The sequence below is a fragment of the Streptomyces sp. NBC_01244 genome (genome assembly GCF_035987325.1).
Taxonomy (GTDB): Bacteria; Actinomycetota; Actinomycetes; order Streptomycetales; family Streptomycetaceae; genus Streptomyces.
Map to the genome: position 1 here is coordinate 2,017,813 of NZ_CP108488.1, position 16,152 is coordinate 2,033,964.

The 16,152-nt window shown below is 72.6% G+C and carries 16 protein-coding genes; 9 read left to right on the plus strand and 7 right to left on the minus strand.

What is annotated here, in order from left to right; all coding sequences use genetic code 11:
• Positions 1-140: 140 nt before the first annotated feature.
• A complete protein-coding gene (locus OG247_RS08760) occupies positions 141-1,319 on the minus strand; it encodes an ROK family transcriptional regulator (protein ID WP_327251706.1) in 1,179 nt (392 codons plus the stop codon).
• Between the two features lie 55 nt (positions 1,320-1,374).
• Here OG247_RS08760 and OG247_RS08765 point away from each other — a divergent pair, with 55 nt between their 5' ends.
• The 3 genes from OG247_RS08765 to OG247_RS08775 all read left to right on the plus strand — a co-directional run bounded on the left by OG247_RS08765 (position 1,375) and on the right by OG247_RS08775 (position 4,861).
• The gene (locus OG247_RS08765; RefSeq protein WP_327251707.1) at positions 1,375-2,592 is read left to right on the plus strand and encodes an MFS transporter; all 1,218 of its coding nucleotides are present in this window, start codon (positions 1,375-1,377) and stop codon (positions 2,590-2,592) included.
• Between the two features lie 81 nt (positions 2,593-2,673).
• Positions 2,674-4,134 carry a uracil-xanthine permease family protein gene (locus tag OG247_RS08770; protein WP_327251708.1) on the plus strand — a complete coding sequence of 487 codons (1,461 nt, stop codon included), beginning with the start codon at positions 2,674-2,676 and terminating at the stop codon, positions 4,132-4,134.
• A gap of 85 nt (positions 4,135-4,219) precedes the next feature.
• Positions 4,220-4,861: a DUF5995 family protein gene (locus OG247_RS08775; RefSeq protein ID WP_327257393.1), complete on the plus strand. Its 642-nt coding sequence runs from the start codon at positions 4,220-4,222 to the stop codon at positions 4,859-4,861.
• A 374-nt stretch (positions 4,862-5,235) separates the two neighbouring features.
• Here the strand turns inward: OG247_RS08775 and OG247_RS08780 are convergent, their stop codons facing one another.
• From OG247_RS08780 to OG247_RS08795, 4 genes are all read right to left on the minus strand, one after another.
• Positions 5,236-6,933 (minus strand): flavin monoamine oxidase family protein, encoded by a 1,698-nt coding sequence (locus OG247_RS08780; RefSeq protein ID WP_327251709.1) that lies wholly within the window; start codon positions 6,931-6,933, stop codon positions 5,236-5,238.
• Between the two features lie 73 nt (positions 6,934-7,006).
• On the minus strand, positions 7,007-7,807 hold the full coding sequence (locus OG247_RS08785; protein ID WP_327251710.1) for a carbon-nitrogen hydrolase family protein: 801 nt from the start codon (positions 7,805-7,807) through the stop codon (positions 7,007-7,009).
• Between the two features lie 177 nt (positions 7,808-7,984).
• Positions 7,985-8,536, minus strand: a complete 552-nt coding sequence (locus OG247_RS08790) for a hypothetical protein (protein WP_327251711.1) — start codon at positions 8,534-8,536, stop codon at positions 7,985-7,987.
• Between the two features lie 48 nt (positions 8,537-8,584).
• Complete coding sequence (locus OG247_RS08795) at positions 8,585-8,713, minus strand: hypothetical protein (protein ID WP_327251712.1); 129 nt, start codon at positions 8,711-8,713, stop codon at positions 8,585-8,587.
• A 133-nt stretch (positions 8,714-8,846) separates the two neighbouring features.
• Between OG247_RS08795 and OG247_RS08800 the strand changes: the two genes are divergently transcribed.
• The 6 genes from OG247_RS08800 to OG247_RS08825 all read left to right on the plus strand — a co-directional run bounded on the left by OG247_RS08800 (position 8,847) and on the right by OG247_RS08825 (position 13,885).
• Positions 8,847-9,554: a GNAT family N-acetyltransferase gene (locus OG247_RS08800; RefSeq protein WP_327251713.1), complete on the plus strand. Its 708-nt coding sequence runs from the start codon at positions 8,847-8,849 to the stop codon at positions 9,552-9,554.
• Positions 9,555-9,646: 92 nt separating this feature from the next.
• Entirely contained in the window at positions 9,647-9,757 is a 111-nt protein-coding gene (locus OG247_RS08805) for a putative leader peptide (RefSeq protein WP_327251714.1), read from the plus strand.
• 69 nt (positions 9,758-9,826) lie between these two features.
• Positions 9,827-11,032, plus strand: a complete 1,206-nt coding sequence (locus OG247_RS08810; RefSeq protein WP_327251715.1) for an LLM class flavin-dependent oxidoreductase — start codon at positions 9,827-9,829, stop codon at positions 11,030-11,032.
• A 26-nt stretch (positions 11,033-11,058) separates the two neighbouring features.
• Positions 11,059-12,438, plus strand: coding sequence for an NtaA/DmoA family FMN-dependent monooxygenase (locus OG247_RS08815; RefSeq protein WP_327251716.1), 1,380 nt, complete (start codon positions 11,059-11,061; stop codon positions 12,436-12,438).
• Positions 12,439-12,485: 47 nt separating this feature from the next.
• Positions 12,486-13,619, plus strand: a complete 1,134-nt coding sequence (locus OG247_RS08820; RefSeq protein ID WP_327251717.1) for an LLM class flavin-dependent oxidoreductase — start codon at positions 12,486-12,488, stop codon at positions 13,617-13,619.
• A gap of 74 nt (positions 13,620-13,693) precedes the next feature.
• Complete coding sequence (locus OG247_RS08825) at positions 13,694-13,885, plus strand: DUF1059 domain-containing protein (RefSeq protein ID WP_327251718.1); 192 nt, start codon at positions 13,694-13,696, stop codon at positions 13,883-13,885.
• Positions 13,886-13,923: 38 nt separating this feature from the next.
• Here OG247_RS08825 and OG247_RS08830 read toward each other — a convergent pair whose 3' ends face one another.
• On the minus strand, positions 13,924-14,379 hold the full coding sequence (locus tag OG247_RS08830; RefSeq protein WP_243334460.1) for an Lrp/AsnC family transcriptional regulator: 456 nt from the start codon (positions 14,377-14,379) through the stop codon (positions 13,924-13,926).
• A gap of 10 nt (positions 14,380-14,389) precedes the next feature.
• Positions 14,390-15,874: an amino acid permease gene (locus OG247_RS08835; RefSeq protein ID WP_327251719.1), complete on the minus strand. Its 1,485-nt coding sequence runs from the start codon at positions 15,872-15,874 to the stop codon at positions 14,390-14,392.
• Positions 15,875-16,152: the final 278 nt, after the last annotated feature.

Consider the following 16,152-nt stretch of genomic DNA (forward strand, 5'->3'; position numbering starts at 1 on the left):
CACCGGGTCCTCGCGTTCCCCCGGCAGAGTTCGGGGCCGCTCGCGGGGCCGGCTGAGGGCAGCCGGGCCCGGCGGTGAAGGAGCCTGAGGGCCACATCCCCCGGGCCGTGGCCCTCGGGCCGTCCCTCAGGCCGTGACCCTCAGGCCGTGAAGAGGACGGACTGCGCCGACTCGCGGGCGGCGAGCCGCGCCCCCGTGAGCACCGCCGGGTCGCCGAGGGTGCTGGCGCGGACCTCGGTCGGGACCGGGCTCAGGGCGGTGAGGCGGCGGGCGACCAGGGCCGCCAGGGCGGGTCCGCCCGCGCGGCCGAGTTCCCCGCCGAGCACGACGCAGCCGGGGTCCAGGATCGCCGCGACGGCCGCCGCCCCCAGGGCCAGCCGGTCGGCCAGGGCGTCGAGGAAGCCCGGTCCGGCGGCGCCCGCGACGGCCTCCTCCACCGGCCCGTCGAAGCCGTGGGCCGCGGCGAGCGCGGTCACCCCGGCCCGCCCGGCCAGCTCGTGGAAGCCTCCCTCGCAGTTCGTGGCCGACGGGAGGCCGCCCGTCCCCGGCACCGGCAGGAAGCCGATCTCGCCCGCTCCGCCGGAGGCGCCCCGGCGCAGCCGCCCGTCCAGGACCACCGCGGCGCCGGCCCCTTCGCCGAGCCAGAGCAGCACGAAGGACTCCAGGTCCCGGGCCGCACCGACCCGCTGTTCGGCCAGGGCCGCCAGGTTGGTCTCGTTCTCCACCACGACCACCGCCGGCAGCCGCCGCTGCAGCGCCGCCACCAGGTCCCGGTGCCAGGCGGGCAGTCCGGCGCTGTCGCGGAGCTCTCCGGTGCCCGGGGCCACCAGCCCCGGCGCTCCGATCACCACCGTGTGGAGCCGGTCGGCGCCCGCCTCCGAGGCGAGCTCCTCCAGCCGGTCCACCGCTTCCTCCACGGCGTCCACGGGCAGGGCCGCCTGCGCCAGCGGCCGGCCGAGGAGGTCGGCGACGACCGCGGTGGCGCTGTCCGTCCGTACGTCGAGCGCCGCGAGGTAGGCCCGCCGCGCCACGATCCCGTAGAGCTTGGCGTTGGGTCCGCGCCGCTGTTCGCCGGATTCCCCGACGACCTCGATCAGCCCGGCTCCGGTGAGGCGTTCCACCAGGTCGGCGACGGAGGGGCGGGACAGGCCGGTCAGCTCCTTGAGCTGGGGGGCCGTCAGCGGGCCCTCCTCCTGGAGGAGCTGGAGGGCGAGCCGGTCGTTGATGGCCCGGGCCGTGCTCGGCGAGGCGGGGGAAGGGGCGGGGGACGCGGCGCGGGTGGTGGCGGTCAGGGCCTTGGCAGGAGTCACGGCGCCCATCCTAGGAGTTCCGGGGGGCTAACTATCAGGCAGGGTCCCTGATAGTTTACTGGTCATGACCGGGGAAACCGACCTCAGCCCGGCGCGACTGCGCCATGCCCGCTTCGCCATCGCCGCCGTCTTCTGCGTACACGGCGCAGTCACCGGCTCCTTCGCCACCCGCATCCCCTGGATCCAGGACCACGCGCAGCTCAGCGCGGGCACCCTGGGCCTGGCCCTCGCCTTCCCCGCGCTCGGCGCGGCGCTCACGATGCCGCTGGCCGGTCGCATCAACCACCGGTTCGGTGCGCGCACCGCCCTGCGGATGCTGCTGAGCCTGTGGACGCTCGCCCTCATCCTGCCGAGCCTCGCCCCGAACCTGTGGACGCTCTGCTTCGTGCTCTTCGTCTACGGGGCCACCGCCGGCATGTCGGACGTGGCGATGAACGCGCTCGGCGTGGAGACCGAGAACCGGCTGAAGCGCTCGATCATGTCCTCACTGCACGGCATGTGGAGCGTGGGCGCCCTGATCGGCTCGGCCGCCGGCACCGTCGCCGCCCACGCCGGCGCCGATGGCCGCCTGCACCACCTGATCGCCGCGCTCGCCCTGACCCTGGCCGGGCTGATCGCCGTACGGGGCGTCCTGGACCTGCGCACGGACACCGGCGGGGAGGAGGCGCCGCCGCACTTCGCGCTGCCCCCGAAGTCCGCGCTGTTCATCGGCGCGATCGGCTTCTGCGCGGTCTTCGCGGAGGGCGCGAGCCTGGACTGGTCCGCGGTGTACCTGCGGGACGTGCTGCACACGGACGCCGGGCTCGCGGCCGCCTCGACCACCGCCTTCGCGCTGACGATGGCCCTCGCCCGGCTGGTCGGGGACAAGGTCGTGGACCGGTTCGGGGCCGTCCGCACGGTCCGCGTGGGCGGCGCACTGGCCACCGCGGGCGGGCTGCTCGTGGTCACGGTCCACCATCCGGTCGCGGCCCTGGCCGGGTTCGGGCTGATCGGGCTCGGGATCGCGGTGGTGGTCCCGCTGGCCTTCGCCGCGGCCGCGCGCAGCGGTCCGGCCCCGGCGCAGGCCATCGCCGGTGTCGCGACGATCACGTACACCTCGGGGCTCATCGCCCCGTCGGCGATCGGGGCGGTGGCCGACGCGACCTCGCTGGTGGTGTCGTTCGGGCTGGTCACGCTGCTGTCGTTCGCACTTATCGTGGGGGCGACCGTACTGCGGCAACGGCCGGTGGCGGCAGGGGTCTCGGTCACCAACCGGGACGAACCTGCACCTATCCGGCCGTAATATGTCGTCTGGTCACCTACGGCCTCGTAGCGTGACCACGCTCCTGACGAACGACGAAGAACGAACGAAAAGCGGTGGAACATGGGCCTCGGCGTGCGCTGGACCCTGCACGGAGACGGGCGGACCCCCGCCCCCGGCGCGGTGGTGCGGCCGGACGAGCGGCTGTCGTGGCCGCGGACCGCCGGGCTGGGCGCCCAGCACGTCGTGGCGATGTTCGGGGCGAGCTTCGTGGCGCCGGTCCTGATGGGGCTGGACCCGAACCTCGCCATCATGATGTCCGGTGTCGCCACCGTCATCTTCCTGCTGGCGACCCGCGGCCGGGTCCCCTCCTACCTGGGCTGCTCGCTCTCCTTCGTGGGGGTCGCGGCCGCGATCCGGGCGGGCGGCGGGGACAGCGCGGTCGTCACGGGCGCGGTCTTCGTGGTCGGCGCGGCGCTGTTCCTGGCGGGGCTCGCGGTCCAGCGGTTCGGGGCGCGGATCATCCACGCGGCGATGCCGCCGGTGGTGACGGGCGCGGTCGTGATGCTGATCGGCTTCAACCTGGCGCCCGTGACGGCGTCCACGTACTGGCCGCAGGACCAGTGGACGGCCCTGCTGACCATGCTGTTCACCGGGCTGGCCGTGGTCTGCCTGCGGGGCTTCTGGTCGCGGATCGCGATCTTCCTCGGCCTGCTCTTCGGGTACGGAATCTCCTGGATCTTCGACCTCGCCTTCGGCAAGATCCACTCGACGGTGGGCGGCCCCGAGGCGGTGGACCACTGGCGGCTCGACCTGTCGGGGGTGGCCAAGGCCGACTGGGTCGGGCTGCCGACCTTCCACGCGCCGGCCTTCGAGTGGTCGGCGATCCTGATCGCGCTGCCGGTGGTCATCGCACTGATCGCGGAGAACGCCGGGCACATCAAGGCCGTCGGCGAGATGACCGGCGACTCGCTCGACGACAAGCTCGGCACGGCCATCGCGGCCGACGGCGCCGCGTCGATGCTGTCCACGGCGGTGGGCGGCCCGCCGAACACCACGTACTCCGAGAACATCGGCGTGATGGCCGCCACCCGCGTCTACTCCACGGCGGCCTACTGGGCGGCGGCCGGCTTCGCCCTCCTCTTCGGCCTGTGCCCGAAGTTCGGCGCGGTCGTCGCCGCGATCCCCGGCGGGGTGCTGGGCGGGATCACCGTGATCCTGTACGGCATGATCGGTCTGCTCGGTGCGCAGATCTGGATCAACGGCCGGGTGGACCTGCGCAATCCGCTGAACCTGGTGCCGGCCGCGGCGGGCATCATCATCGGTGTCGGCGGGGTCGAGCTGAACATCAGCGACAGCTTCGAGCTGGGCGGGATCGCGCTCGGCACGATCGTCGTGATCACGGGTTACCACGCACTGCGCTACTTCGCACCGGCGCACCTGAAGCAGCAGGAACCGCTGCTGGACTCGGGAACGTCCGCGTACGACGACACGGCTGGTGACACGGCCGGCGACACGGCCGACGGGACCGCGGGCGGGGCGGCCGGGAGCGCCGCCGGGGAGCCCGGGGACAAGCGGGGTTGACGGAGTTTCGCCCGAACCGGCGAAGCGTACGGCCAAGTTCCCCTGATCCCGGCCCGGGGCTGCGACGCTGCCTCCCATGGTCCCCATGGAAGCGGTGCTGGCGCGGATGCGCGCCCTGGACGAGCGGCTCCCCGAGCGGGACGGCGTCGCCGTCTTCAACCGGGTGTACCTCACGGTGACGCAGACCCTGCACGAGGGGATCGCGCACGGCGCGTTCCCCTCGCCCCGCCGGGCGGAAGCGCTCAGCGTCCGCTTCGCCGAGCGCTACCTGACGGCGGTCGAGGCCGACCGGGCCCCGGCCTGCTGGCGGCCGCTCCTCCAGTACCGCCGCCACCCCGGGATCCGGCCGCTCCAGCACGCGCTGGCCGGGATCAACGCGCACATCGGCCACGACCTGGCGCTGGCGGTGGTCGCCACCTGCCGCTCGCTCGACTGCGAACCGGCCGCGCTCGAAGCGGACTTCGACCGGGTCGGTGACACCCTGGTCTCCCTGGAGGAGCACATCCGGGAGGACCTGATGCCGGGCCCGGACCTGCTGGAGATCGCGGACCCCCTGACGCATCTCCTCGGCGCCTGGAGCCTGGAACGGGCCCGTGCGGGGGCCTGGGCCTCGGCCCGCCTGCTGTGGTCGCTGCGCCGCTCCCCCGATCTGGCGGAGGAGTTCACCGATTCCCTCGACGCGGGCGTCGGCCTGGTCGGCCGCTGCCTGCTGACGCCTACGGGGTGACCCCGCTGCGCGGAGCCGTGCGTGCCGTCGCCGGGCGAAGCCAGGAGTCCCCTACCCGCCCTTCCACCATCCCCCAGACTCCGTCCGGGGGGACCCCCAGCCGGGCTCTGCCCGGACCCCTGCCGCGTGCGGCGCCGTTCCCGGGGGCCAGCCCCCGGACCCCCGCTCCTCAAACGCCGGAGGGGCTGGATCTTGGCCGGCGTCCGGCTGGATGTGGGCGGGAAGGGCTGGATGGCGCGGAGCGCCATTCCAGCCTCGCCGGCGTTTGAGGTGCGGGGTCCGGGGCGCAGCCCCGGGGAACGGGCGAAGGGCGGGTAGGGGAACTCCGCCCCGCAGGGTCCGGCGCAGCGGCGCGAGCGGCGCGTTGAGACAAATCAGTCTTCCGGGAGTTCTACCGGGGCTATCTCGTCGTAGACGTCGCCCGGGCCGGGGTTGGTGGAGTCGGTGGCTCCGCCGAGGTGGTGCATGACGCCCCAGACGGCGTTGAGGGCCGTCTGGACCGCGCCCTCCGCCCAGCCCGCCGTCCAGGAGATGTCGTCGCCCGCGAGGAAGATGCCGCGCTTGTCGTCGGGGAGGCGGTCCTGCATGAAGTGGGTGAACAGGCGGCGCTGGTAGCGGTAGTGACCCGGCAGGTTGGCCTTGAACGCGCCCATGAAGTAGGGCTCGTTCTCCCACGACACGGTCACCGGGTTGCCGATGATGTGGCGGCGGATGTCGACCTTCGGGTAGATCTCGCCGAGGGACTTCAGCATGACCTCCATCCGCTCGTTCGCGGACAGCGGCAGCCACTTCAGGCTGTCGTCGCACCAGGTGTAGGACAGGCAGATGACGGCCGGCTTGTCGGGGCCGTTGTCGAGGAGGTACGTGCCGCGGGTCATGCGGTCGGTCAGGGTCATCGACATGACGTCGCGGCCCGTTTCCTCGTCCTTGTCCAGCCAGAAGGGGCGGTCGACCGGGATGAAGAGCTTCGAGCTCTCCATGTAGTGGGTGCGCTCGATCGCCGTCCAATGGTCGATCGGGAAGAGCGTGTCGTCGCACGCGATCTTCGACAGGAGCATCCAGGACTGGGCCGTGAAGATCGCGGCGCGGTAGGTGCGGATGTCCCCGGAGGCGTCCGTGACCGTGATGCGGTTGCCCGCCGTGCGGTGCAGGCGAGTGACCGCCGGGCGCGGGGTTCCCTCGTGCAGGGAGGAGAGGGAGGTGCCCTGGGCCCAGTGCACGATCTTCTCGGGCTCGCGGTCCCACATGCGCAGCGGGAGCTGCTGCGAGCCGCCCACGATGCCGCGGTGGTGGTCGTCGGCCTCGGTGTAGACGACGCGCAGGATCTCGAGGATCGAGTTCGGGAAGTCGGTGTCCCAGCCGCCCGTGCCGAAGCCGACCTGGCCGAAGATCTCCCGCTTGCGGAAGGACTTGAAGGCCTCGGACTTGCAGAGGAACCCGTAGAAGGTCTCGTCGTCGAGCTTCTCGACGAGCTTCGCCCAGATCTCCCGGATGCGCGGGACGTCCCGCTCGCGCATCGCGGTGTTCATGTCGGAGAAGTCGGCGCCCTCGTCCAGGCAGGCGTTCCACGCGGCGGACACGTCGCGGTAGACCTGCGGGAGGTCGGCGATGGTCTCGGCGTAGTGGGTCTCGCCCTTGAGGTCGACCACCGTCGAGGGGGTTGCCTCGGCGAGCGGGTTCGGGAAGGGCTCGGTGACCAGGCCGACGAGGTCGATGTAGTGCTGCAGGGCCGTGGAGGACGGCGGGAAGCGCATGGCGCCCATCTCCGCGGTCAGCTCCTCGGTGCCCGCGCCCTCGAAGCCCACCGTGCGCAGCCGGCCGCCGATCTGGTCGGCCTCGTAGACGACGGGCTTGAGGCCCATCTTCATCAGCTCGTACGCGGAGATGATGCCGGACAGCCCGCCGCCGATGACGGCGACCTCCGTGCCGTGCTCGGTCGCCGGTATCTGGCCGAGGCCCGCCGGGTGGGCGAGGAAGTCGTCGTACGCGTAGGGGAAGTCCGGTCCGAACATCGTGATCGGCATCGTGCCGTCGCTGTGCGGGACGGCGGTGGTGGGCACCGTGGACGTCATGGGGTACGACTCCTAGCGGGGTGGGGCAGGGGGGAAGGGCAAGCTGGGGGGACGGCGGTTCGAGGGGCCGCGGTCAGACGAGCGAGGCGTACAGACCGGGTCGGCGGTCGCGCAGGTACGGGTTGGTCTCGCGCGAGACGCGCAGCAGCTCGGGGTCGGCCTCGCCGAACACCAGCTCCTCGCCGCGGCCGGCCCGGGTCCGGGTCACCCCGTCGGGACTGGCCAGACAGCTGAGGCCGACGAACTCGAACTCGCCTTCCGAGCCGGTGCGGTTGACGTATGCGATGTACATCTGGTTCTCGAAGGCCCGTACGGGGACCAGCTGTTCGGCGACGAACTGGAAGGGGTGCATCTGCGCGGTCGGCACCAGGAGGAGGTCGGTGCCGGCGAGCGCGTGCGCCCGGACGTTCTCGGGGAACTCCACGTCGTAGCAGATCATGACGCCGATGCGGAGGCCGCCGAGGTCCGCCTGGACCACCGGGGTGTCGCCGGGGGTGAAGGCCGCCTGCTCGAAGCAGCCGAAGAGGTGGGTCTTGCGGTAGTTCGCGAGCCGTTCCCCGTCGGGGCCGACGAGCTGCGCCGCGTTGTAGACGGCGTCCCCGTCCCGCTCGGGGTAGCCGTAGAGCACGGCCAGCCCGTGTCGGCGGGCGATCTCGCCGATGGCGCGGGCGGACATGCCGTCGGCCGGTTCCGCGAGCCGGGAGATGTCCTCGATCTCCAGCGCGTAGCCGGTCAGGAACATCTCCGAGGTCACGAGGAGCCCGGCCCCCGCCTGTGCGGCGCGTGCCGCGGCCTCTTCGAGCGCCTTCAGGTTGTCGGCGGTGTCGCCGAGCCGTCCGGAGCTCTGGAGGAGGGCGGTGCGCAGCGGGGGCATGGGCGGACCTCTGTGGCAGGAGGGGTGGGGGTCCTCAAACGGTACGTTCGCGCGTTCGACCGGGACAAGCCGTGACCGTTGCGCGCCGCGCATCGATTCGTTGCGTATCGGCGGGCAGAAGCGGCGATTCGTTGCGCGGAGTCCGTACCGGCGGTCCTCAAGCCCGTTTCGAGGGTTCTACGAGGCCGGGCGGAAGGCCGGGTGCACGCTCAGCCTGCGCAGGTCTTCCAGGATGTCGGGGGCGTGGTTGGAGACCACCCGGCCGCTCCAGCCGTCGCAGAGGGCGGGGACGGTGAGCGTGCCGTCGTGATCGTGCCCGGCTGCCTCGTAGGCGCGGCGGAGCGCGTCGTGCCCCGCGGGGTCGGAGCCGGGCCGCAGGACGGTCAGGGCCACGGTGTCCCGGAGGCCCAGGTCGGCGAAGGCGGCGGTGACGCCGAGGCAGCTCGGACAGTCGTCGGCGGCGACGTAGAGCCGGTACCGGTGCGGTTCCGGCGAGAAGCCGGTCCCGATCCGGCCCCGGAGGGCCTTGGGCGGCCGTGGCAGATCGGGTGCCGGGACATGTGCCTGGTCAGGGGCCTGGGCCCCGACCGGGACACAGGTCTGCGCGGGGGCCTGGACGGCGACCGGAACACAGGTCTGCGCGGGGACCGGGACACGGGTCTGGGCCGGGACCGGGACACAGGTCTGGGCAGGCGTCTGGGCATGGGTCTGGACATGGGTCCGGGGCATGGCTCTCCTCTGTCTGCGTGCATGCGTGCGTGTGCGCCGGGCGGGGCCTCAGAAAGCCGGGGCCGTGGCACTGCAGACGCGGAGGAGGTCGATGTGCAGCCTGCGGGTGAGCCAGGAGCGGCGCAGCGGGGTGCGGCGCGGCGGGGTGGCGGGGGATGGTGCGGTGAGCTGGTCCACCGGTTTCCCCCTCCTGTCCGCGACCCCCATTAGGCTGTCGTTCGCAGTCTCATGGCACCGCCAGGGGCCGTCAAGACCGCCTGCAAGAGTCTCTGCGGGAGTACCCGCACCCTACGGAAGGAAGCTCCCGCCCATGTCCCGTGCGTCCCGGTCCGGTGCGGTCCTCGACAATCCCGTCTGGGCCGCTCTCGACGGCCCGCACCGGGGCTTCGCCGATGTCGGTCCCGCCGGACTCGCGGCCAAGTACGCGGCCGACGTATCGCCCTTCGCCGCGCTCGCCGACCCGGAGGATCCGCGGGCCTGGGCGGATCTGGCCGAGCTCGTCGGCCCCGGTCGGGAGGTCTGGGTGACCGGGCTGCCGACCCCGCCCGCGGGCTGGGAGACCCTGCTGTCGATACCGGGCGTACAGCTGGACGGCCGGGCGGTACGGGGCAAGGAGGATCCGGAGGCGGTCCTGCTCGGGCCCTCCGACGTGCCCGAGATGCTGGAGCTGGTCGAGCTGACCCGGCCCGGCCCCTTCGGGGAGCGCACCGTCGAGCTGGGCACGTACCTCGGGATCCGGCGCGGCGGCCGGCTCGTCGCGATGTCGGGCGAGCGGATGCGGCCGCCGGGCTGGTCGGAGATCAGCGCCGTGTGCACGCACCCCGATCACCGGGGCGAAGGGCTCGCCGGGCGGCTGGTCCGCGCGGTCGCGGCCGCCGTGGAGGAGCGCGGGGACACCCCCTTCCTGCACGCCGCGGCGCAGAACACCTCGGCCGTGGGGCTGTACCTCTCGATGGGCTTCACCCTGCGCCGCGAGCCGCTCTTCATCGGGCTTCGCACGCCCGACACGAAGCATTAACACGGATTGACATTCCATCCGTTGTGGCCCGGTCCCCGCTGATCTAGCGTCGGAAGAACGACCGGAGCACGAGGGGAAAGGGGTGGCCCGGCATGACCGTACGAACCGCCGGTGACGCCCTCACCCCGCGCCGCCGCGTCCGTCTGCACTCCCGCGCGCACATCGACCTCCTGCGCGTCGCCGGTTCCCTCTGTCGTTCCTGATCAGCGTTCCGCGTTCCGCGATCCGATGCATCCTTCGCCGCGCCGCCCCGATCAGGAGGCCGTTCCGTCATGCCCGTGCACCCTTCCCCCTCCCACTCCCCCGGCTCCGCTCCCGGCCCCGCGCTCCACCTCGCCGTGGCCCTCGACGGGGCGGGCTGGCATCCCGCCGCCTGGCGCGAACCGGGGGCGGACGCCGACCGGTTGTTCACGGCCGGCTACTGGGCCGCGCTCGTCGCCGAGGCCGAGGCCGGGCTGCTGGACTTCGTCACCTTCGAGGACTCGCTGAGCCTTCAGTCCACCGATCCGGCCGGGCCCGACGGCCGTACCGATCTGGTGCGGGGCCGGCTCGACGCGGTGCTGGTCGCAGCCCGGGTGGCGCCTCTGAGCCGGCACATCGGGCTGGTGCCGAGCGTGGTGGCCACCCACACCGAGCCCTTCCACGTCTCCAAGGCGCTCGCCACCCTGGATTACGTGAGCCGGGGGCGCGCCGGGCTGCGCATCCAGATCTCCGAACGACCGGACGAGGTGGGTCACTTCGGGCGGCGCACGGCGCCCCTGGACCCGGCCGAGCTGTACGGGGAGGCCGCCGATCACGTCGAGGTGGTGCGGCGGCTGTGGGACAGCTGGGAGGACGACGCCGAGATCCGCGACGCGGCCACCGGACGGTTCGTCGACCGCGCCAAGCTGCACTACATCGACTTCGAGGGCCCCCGTTTCAGCGTGAAGGGCCCGTCCATCACCCCCCGGCCGCCCCAGGGCCTGCCCCCGGTCAGCGCGCTGGCCTCCGACGTCGCCGTGTACCCCTTCCTCGCGCGGTCGGCGGACATCGGCTACGTGACCGCGCGGGATGCCGGAGAGGTCCGTGCCGCCGTCGCCGCGCTCCCCGGCACCCCGCACGTGTTCGGCGAGCTGACGGTCTTCCTCGACGAGCAGCCGGCCACGGCGGAGCGCCGGCTCCAGCGGCTGGACGCCGCGCACGGGGCCGCGTACACGAGTGATGCCCGCGTTTTCGCGGGGACCGCGGCGGACCTCGCGGACCTGCTGCTGGAGTGGCGGGAGGCCGGGCTGACCGGCTTCCGGCTGCGGCCGGGGGTGCTCGCCCACGACCTGCCGGCGATCACCCGCGGCCTGGTCCCGGAGCTCCAGCGGCGCGGGGCGTTCCGGCGGTCCTACGAGGCCTCCTCGCTCCGCGGCCTGCTGGGGCTGGCGCGCCCGGCGAGCCGGTACGCGGCCGCCCCGGCGGCTCCCGCCGCCACCGCTTCTCCCGCCGCCTGATCCCCCAGGAAGGACCGACAGCAGCCATGAGCAAGCCGCTCAAGCAGATCCATCTCGCGGCGCACTTCCCGGGGGTCAACAGCACCACCGTGTGGAGCGACCCGGCCGCCGGGAGCCAGATCGACTTCGATTCCTTCGTCCATTTCGCGCGGACCGCCGAGCGCGCGAAGTTCGACTTCCTCTTCCTCGCCGAGGGCCTGCGCCTGCGCGAACAGGGCGGTGAGATCTACGATCTGGACGTGGTGGGCCGCCCCGACACCTTCACCGTGCTGGCGGCGCTCGCCGCCGTCACCGAGCACCTCGGGCTGGCCGGCACCATCAACTCCACCTTCAACGAACCGTACGAGGTGGCCCGCCAGTTCGCTTCCCTCGACCATCTGTCGGGGGGCCGGGCCGCCTGGAACGTGGTGACCTCCTGGGATGCCTTCACCGGGGAGAACTTCCGGCGCGGCGGATTCCTGCCGCGCGAGGAACGCTACGAGCGGGCACGGGAGTTCCTGGACACCGCCGGCGAGCTGTTCGACGCGTGGGACGGAGGCGAGATCCTCGCCGACCCGGTCTCCGGGGAGTTCCTGCGGGACGCGTCGCCCGGCGCCTTCGCCCACCGGGGCGAGCAGTTCGACATCTCCGGGCACTTCAACGTGCTGCGCAGCCCCCAGGGGCGGCCGGTGATCTTCCAGGCGGGCGATTCGGACGAGGGGCGGGAGTTCGCTGCGGCCGCCGCGGACGCCATCTTCGGCCGGTACGGCACGCTGGAGGAGGGCCGTGCCTTCTACGCGGACGTCAAGGGGCGCCTCGGCCGGTACGGGCGCACCCCCGACGAGCTGAAGATCCTGCCGGCGGCGACCTTCGTGCTCGGCGACACCGACGCCGAGGCGCGGGAGCTGGCCCGCGAGGTGCGGCTCCAGCAGGTGAGCGGGGCGACCGCGATCAAGCGCCTGGAGCACGTGTGGAACCGTGACCTGTCGGGGTACGACCCGGACGGGCCGCTGCCGGACATCGATCCGCTGCCCGGGGAGAACACCATCGCGCTGGGCCGGGCGAGCGTGCGCATGCACCGGGACCCGGTGGCCGTGGCCCGTGAGTGGCGGGAGCGGGCCGCCGCCGAGGGGCTGTCGATCCGGGAGCTGGTGATCGAGACGACCGAGCGGCAGTCCTTCGTCGGCTCGCCCCTCACCGTCGCCCAGGGCATCGACGCCCTGGTCCAGGCGGACGCGGCCGACGGCTTCATCCTGGTCCCGCACCTGACCCCCGGCGGGCTCGACGCCTTCGCGGACACCGTCGTCCCGCTGCTCCAGGAGCGCGGGGTGTTCCGCCGGGAGTACGACGGCCCGACGCTGCGCGACCACCTCGGGCTGGCCGCGCCCCGCGCGCTCGCCCCCGCGCTCGCGCCCGCACGCGGCTGACCGCGCAGGACCCCATCCGAAGCCCGTCCCACAGAAGGGGGAACACCATGCCCGGTATCCCGCTCGGGGTCCTCGACCTCGTCCCGATCCCGTCCGGCTCCACGGCGGCCGAGGCCCTGCGCGGCAGCGTGGACCTGGCCCGGCAGGCCGAGCGGTTCGGCTACGCCCGCTACTGGTTCGCCGAGCACCACCTGAATCCGGGCGTCGCGGGGACCTCGCCCGCCGTGGTGCTGGCGCTGACCGCCTCGGCCACCTCGACGATCCGGATCGGCTCGGGGGCGGTCCAGCTCGGGCACCGCACGGCCTTGTCCACGGTCGAGGAGTTCGGCCTGCTGGACGCGGTGCACCCGGGGCGGATCGACCTGGGTCTGGGGCGTTCGGCGGGCGGCCCGCCGGCTCGCCGTGCCGCGGCCGAGCCGCCGGTGGCGTACACCACGGCGAACGGCCTGCGCATACCGAAGCCGTTCTCCTTCGCCCACCTGCGGGATCATCCGCGGATCGCGCTCCAGCAGCGGTTGCTGCAGCTGCCGGGGGCCACTGCGCAGGAGTACTCCGAGCAAGTGGGCGACGTACTGGCCCTGTTGCGCGGGGAGTACCGATCGCCGGACGGGGTGGAGGCGCATGCCGTGCCCGGGGAGGGTGCCGAGGTCCAGGTGTGGGTGCTGGGCAGCAGCGCGGGCGTGAGCGCGGAGACGGCCGGCGCGAACGGGCTGCGGTTCGCGGCGAACTACCACGTCAGTCCGGCGAGCGTGTTGGAGGCGGCCGAGGCCTACCGGGCGGCTTTCAAGCCCTCGGCCGGGCCGGGCGGGCTGGACCGGCCGCACCTGACCGTGTCCGCCGATGTCGTGGTGGCCCCGGACGACGCCGAGGCCCGGGAGCTGGCCACCGGGTACGCGCCCTGGGTGCACAGCATCCGGTCGGGCGCGGGCGCGATCCCCTTCCCCTCGCCGGAGGAGGCCCGTGCGCTGACCCGGGGCTGGGAGGCTGCGGACCACGAGCTGGTCGCGGACCGGGTGGAGACGCAGTTCGCCGGTTCGCCGGCCACCGTCGCCGATCAGCTGGAGCGGCTGCGGGACGCGACCGGCGCGGACGAGCTGCTGATCACCACGATCACGCACGCGCACGCCGACCGCGTGCGCTCGTACCGGCTGCTGGCCGCGGAGTGGGCCCGGCGGCGGTGACGGCCCCGGCTTTCGCCGCGGGCCCGGGGAGAGGATCGTGGGAGGTGAGTCCGCCTGTCACCGGGAGGTACATCATGCGCAAGGTTCTGGACTGCAGGGAGTACCCGAGCGAGCTGAACTGCACCCTCACCATCGCGGGTGAGGAGGAGGAGCTCCTGCGGGCCTCCGTGCAGCACGCCGTCGACGTGCACAGTCACACCGACACCCCGGAGTTCCGCGAGCAGCTGCGCGGCCTGATGAAGGACGAGGTCCCGCAGCACGCCTGAGGCCCGTAGGCACGGCGCCCGGCGTGGTATCGGGGGTGCTACGCCGGTGCGCCCGAGGTGAAACGGCGCAGGAGCGGGGAGAGGACGAGCACGGACTTGGTGCGCTCCACGAAGGGTTCGCCCGCGATCCGCTCCAGGACCCGCTCGAAGTGCCGCATGTCGGAGGCGAAGATCTGGACGAGGGCGTCCGCGTCGCCGGTGACGGTCGACGCGGACACCACCTCGGGGTAGCGCTCCAGCCCTCGCCGGATGTCGTCCGGCGAGGTGTTGTGGCGGCAGTACATCTCGATGAAGCCCTCGGTCTCCCAGCCCATCGAGGCGGGGTCCACGCGGACGGTGAAGCCGGTGATGGCTCCTTCGGCGCGCAGCCGGTCCACACGCCGTTTGACGGCGGGGGCCGAGAGTCCGACCTCGGAGCCGATGTCCGCGAAGGAGCGGCGGGCGTCCTTGGCCAGGGCGTGCACGATGCGTTCGTCGAGATCGTTCAGTCGCACTACGGGTGGATCACTTCTCTACTGCGGCCGACTGCGTAGCGGTCGGCTGGGCTGCGGCCAGACGGGAGCGGCGGATGCCGTACTGGAAGTAGACCACGAGGCCAACGGCCATCCAGCCACCGAAGACGATCCAGGTGGCGGTGTCCAGGCTGAACATCATGTAGCCGCAGGCGAGCAGGCCCAGGATCGGTGTGACGGGGAAGAGCGCCACCTTGAAGGTGCGCGGCATGTCCGGGCGGGTCTTGCGCAGGATCACGACGGCGACGTTGACGAGGCCGAAGGCGAAGAGGGTGCCGATGCTGGTGGCGTCCGCCAGCTTGCCGAGCGGGATGAAGGCCGCGAGCGTGCCGCAGAAGAGGGAGACGATCACCACGTTGGCGCGGGGGGCGCCGGTCTTCGCGTCGACCCGGGCGAAGACCTTGGGGACCAGGCCGTCGCGGGACATGGCGAAGAGGATGCGGGTCTGGCCGTAGAGGACGGCGAAGACGACGGAGGCGATGGCCACGACGGCGCCGGCGGCCAGGACGACACCCCAGAAGGTGTGGCCGGAGACGTCGGTCATGATCTGGGCGAGCGCGGCCTCGGTGCCCTCGAAGTCCTGCCACGGCATGGCGCCGACGGCGACGAAGGCGACCAGGACGTAGAGGACCGTGACGATCAGCAGCGAGAGCATGATCGCGCGGGGCAGGTCGCGCTTGGGGTTCTTCGCCTCTTCACCGGCGGTGGAGGCGGCGTCGAAGCCGATGTACGAGAAGAAGAGCGTGGCGGCGCCGGCGCTGATGCCGGTGATGCCGAGCGGCGCCAGGGGGGCGTAGTTGCCGGCCTTGATGCCCATGAAGCCGATGCCGATGAAGAGCAGCAGGGTGACGATCTTCACGCCGACCATGATCGAGTTGATCCGGGCGCTCTCCTTGGCGCCGCGCATCAGGAAGACCATGGCGAGCAGGACGACGACCAGCGCCGGCAGGTTGATGAAGCCGCCGTCACCCAGCGGGGCCGAGACGCCTTCGGGGATGGTGACGCCTATGGTCCCGTCGAGGAGCTCGTTGAGGTACTCGCCCCAGCCGACGGCGACCGCCGCGACGGAGACCCCGTACTCCAGGACCAGGCACCAGCCGCAGACCCAGGCGACGAGCTCGCCCATGGTGGCGTACGAGTACGAGTACGAGGATCCGGAGACCGGCACCGATCCGGCCAGCTCCGCGTAGGAGAGGGCCGAGAACAGGGCGGTCAGGCCCGCGATGACGAAGGAGATCGTGACGGCGGGGCCGGCCTTGGGGGCCGCGGTGCCGAGGACGACGAAGATGCCGGTGCCGAGCGTCGCACCGATGCTGATCATCGTCAGCTGCCACATGGTGAGCGAGCGGCGCAGGGAGCCGCCCTCGCCCTGGCCGCCCTCGGCGACCAGCTGCTCCACCGGCTTGCGGCGCAGGAGGGGGTGGGCCGCCTTGGGGCGCGCGGGGGTGAGCGGTGGCGCCTGGCCGTGGTCGAGCACGAGGGGACTCCTTTGTCACTGCGGGTGGGGTTGTCAGGCGTCGACCGCAGCGGTCCGGAGCAGGAGCAGGCCGAGAAGGCCTGGGCATGGGGGACCGCCGAGCAGGCGGTCCACGCCACTCCACGTACAGCGAGTGAGCCTACGAGCTGAGTGATACCGCCCGTAATGCACCATCCTTGCACATTGGCGACTGATCGTTGCGCGGATCTGTCCTGGATGGTCCTTTGTTGCGCGGGGATGATCGATCAGTGCGCAGCCGATCCCGACCCGCATTCTTG

Bases quoted from the DNA above. Each gene is read 5' to 3' on its own strand.
- OG247_RS08780 (WP_327251709.1), bottom strand. From the start codon at position 6,933: ATGACGTCCACGGTGCCCACCACCGCCGTCCCGCACAGCGACGGCACG.
- OG247_RS08790 (WP_327251711.1), bottom strand. From the start codon at position 8,536: ATGCCCCGGACCCATGTCCAGACCCATGCCCAGACGCCTGCCCAGACC.
- OG247_RS08770 (WP_327251708.1), top strand. From the start codon at position 2,674: ATGGGCCTCGGCGTGCGCTGGACCCTGCACGGAGACGGGCGGACCCCC.
- OG247_RS08785 (WP_327251710.1), bottom strand. From the start codon at position 7,807: ATGCCCCCGCTGCGCACCGCCCTCCTCCAGAGCTCCGGACGGCTCGGC.
- OG247_RS08805 (WP_327251714.1), top strand. From the start codon at position 9,647: ATGACCGTACGAACCGCCGGTGACGCCCTCACCCCGCGCCGCCGCGTC.
- OG247_RS08810 (WP_327251715.1), top strand. From the start codon at position 9,827: ATGCCCGTGCACCCTTCCCCCTCCCACTCCCCCGGCTCCGCTCCCGGC.
- OG247_RS08760 (WP_327251706.1), bottom strand. From the start codon at position 1,319: ATGGGCGCCGTGACTCCTGCCAAGGCCCTGACCGCCACCACCCGCGCC.
- OG247_RS08825 (WP_327251718.1), top strand. From the start codon at position 13,694: ATGCGCAAGGTTCTGGACTGCAGGGAGTACCCGAGCGAGCTGAACTGC.
- OG247_RS08800 (WP_327251713.1), top strand. From the start codon at position 8,847: ATGTCCCGTGCGTCCCGGTCCGGTGCGGTCCTCGACAATCCCGTCTGG.
- OG247_RS08765 (WP_327251707.1), top strand. From the start codon at position 1,375: ATGACCGGGGAAACCGACCTCAGCCCGGCGCGACTGCGCCATGCCCGC.
- OG247_RS08820 (WP_327251717.1), top strand. From the start codon at position 12,486: ATGCCCGGTATCCCGCTCGGGGTCCTCGACCTCGTCCCGATCCCGTCC.
- OG247_RS08775 (WP_327257393.1), top strand. From the start codon at position 4,220: ATGGAAGCGGTGCTGGCGCGGATGCGCGCCCTGGACGAGCGGCTCCCC.
- OG247_RS08815 (WP_327251716.1), top strand. From the start codon at position 11,059: ATGAGCAAGCCGCTCAAGCAGATCCATCTCGCGGCGCACTTCCCGGGG.